Annotated in this window: 3 protein-coding genes; all 3 read left to right on the top strand. The window is 45.8% G+C overall.

The features are described 5' to 3' along the window. Positions 1–1,532, top strand: a 1,532-nt coding sequence (gene nirB, locus AB4496_RS19595; RefSeq protein ID WP_372131681.1) for a nitrite reductase large subunit NirB, incomplete at its 5' end; no start/stop codon positions are given. A 15-nt stretch (positions 1,533–1,547) separates the two neighbouring features. Further along, entirely contained in the window at positions 1,548–1,871 is a 324-nt protein-coding gene (nirD, locus tag AB4496_RS19590) for a nitrite reductase small subunit NirD (protein WP_102257983.1), read from the top strand. A gap of 123 nt (positions 1,872–1,994) precedes the next feature. Then, positions 1,995–2,241: formate/nitrite transporter family protein (locus tag AB4496_RS19585; RefSeq protein ID WP_372131680.1), on the top strand; the 247-nt coding region annotated here is incomplete at its 3' end.

Raw genomic sequence — 2,241 nt, 5'->3', positions numbered from 1 at the left:
GTAAGAGCTACGTTTACCAAAACGAAGAGTCTGAAGTTTACAAACGCATCATCGTTTCTGAAGATAACAAGAAACTGCTTGGTGCCGTAATGGTCGGTGACACATCTGATTATGGCGATCTTCTACAGCTAATGCTGAATGAAATCGAGCTACCAGAACACCCAGATGCATTGATTCTGCCTGCTCACGCGGGTGCAGAAAAACCAACACTTGGCGCGGATTCTTTACCAGAAACTGCCGTTATCTGTTCTTGTTTCGATGTAACGAAAGGCAAGATCGCTCAAGCGGTTGCTGAAGGTCACCACACCATTGGTGATATCAAAGCAGTCACTGGCGCAGGTACTGGTTGTGGTGGTTGTATTCCACTTGTGACTTCAGTGCTAAACGCTGAACTTGCTAAAGCCGGTGTGGAAGTGAAGAACGACGTTTGTGAGCACTTTGCTTACTCTCGCCAAGAGCTTTTCCACCTAATTCGCATCGAAGAAATCAAAACATTCGATGAGCTACTAGAGAAATACGGTAAAGGCTACGGCTGTGAAGTATGTAAACCTCTAGCGGGTTCTATTCTTGCTTCTTGCTGGGGTGAACACATCCTTAAGCCTGAACTAGTGAAACTGCACGATACCAACGATAACTTCCTAGGTAACATTCAAAAAGACGGCACTTACTCGGTTATCCCTCGTATGGCTGGTGGTGAAGTAACACCTCAAGCACTTAGTGTTCTTGCGGATGTGGCGGCTGAATACAACCTGTACACCAAAATCACGGGTGCACAACGTATCGGTCTGTTTGGTGCTCAGAAAGATGACTTACCAGCAATCTGGAAGAAGTTAATTGCTGCGGGTTACGAAACGGGCCAAGCTTACGCAAAAGCACTTCGCATGGCTAAGACATGTGTAGGTTCAACTTGGTGTCGTTACGGCGTTCAAGATTCAGTTGGCCTAGGCGTGATGATCGAGAACCGTTACAAAGGCATCCGTACTCCTCATAAGATGAAGTTTGGTGTGTCGGGCTGTACTCGTGAGTGTGCTGAAGCTCAAGGTAAAGATTTAGGTATTATCTCGACTGACGCGGGTTGGAACATGTACGTGTGTGGTAACGGTGGTATGAAGCCTCGTCACGCAGACCTACTGGCAAGCGACCTAGACCAAGAAACACTGTTGAAATACATCGACCGTTTCATGATGTTCTACATCCGCACGGCTGCGCCACTACAACGTACTTCGGTATGGATGGACAACCTAGAAGGTGGCGTTGACTACCTACGTGAAGTGATTGTTGATAACAAACTTGGCATCAACGACCAGCTTGAAGCTGACGTGGCTGGCCTAGTGGGTAACTTCGCTTGTGAGTGGACTGACACTATCAACGACGAAGCTCAACTTAAGCGCTTCTCACACTTCATCAATGCTGATGACCGTGATGAAAACGTTGTTTTTGTTGACGATGGCCGTGAACAACACCGCCCAGCAACATTCACAGAAAAACACCCAGAAGCGAAGGGCGATATCCTTCACGTTGAACTGGTTTAATTGGGAGACGACATCATGGCATTTACCAAAGTTTGTAAGATCGAAGACATTATTCCAGGTACCGGTGTTTGTGCGTTGGTTGGTGGTGAGCAAGTTGCTATTTTCCGCCCAACTAAAGCCGAAGAAGTGTTCGCTATTAGTAACACTGACCCGTTTTTTCAATCAAACGTTTTATCTCGCGGTTTAACGGTTGAGCACAAAGGTGAGCTTTGGGTGGCAAGCCCACTTAAGAAGCAACGCTTTAACCTAGCAACAGGTGTGTGCATGGAAGACGAGAGCTTCAGCGTGAAAGCGTATAAAGTTCGTATTACCAAAGGTGCTGTTGAAATCTCAGCATAATCGAATACGTAACAAGATTTGATAGATCAAGGGTTCTAGTTCCCGACATTGCCTTAGTTCGGCAGCTAGAGCCTTTTCCCATCCAATTTTAACTTTTAATTTTAACTTTTTAAGGACAACCTTATGTCTCCTGATTTTAAACCAGCTGAATTCGTTCAAACGATGATCGATGTGGGTGAAGCGAAAACGAAAACAAGTACTCGCGATCTTCTTATTCGAAGCACAATGGCAGGCATCATTCTTTCTCTTGCTGTTGTTGTGGCAATTACGACTATCGTGCAAACAGGCATTGGTATTGTTGGCGCTCTAGTATTCCCAGTGGGCTTCGTCATTCTAAGTGTTATGGGCTACGACCTAGTAACGGGTGTAT

Source organism: Vibrio sp. 10N.222.46.A1 (assembly GCF_041473595.1).
Classification (GTDB): domain Bacteria; phylum Pseudomonadota; class Gammaproteobacteria; order Enterobacterales; family Vibrionaceae; genus Vibrio; species Vibrio tasmaniensis_A.
This window is presented reverse-complemented; position numbering and strand designations above follow the sequence as displayed.

Coding starts and splice junctions, on each gene's coding strand:
- nirD (WP_102257983.1), top strand. CDS start 1,548: ATGGCATTTACCAAAGTTTGTAAGATCGAAGACATTATTCCAGGTACC.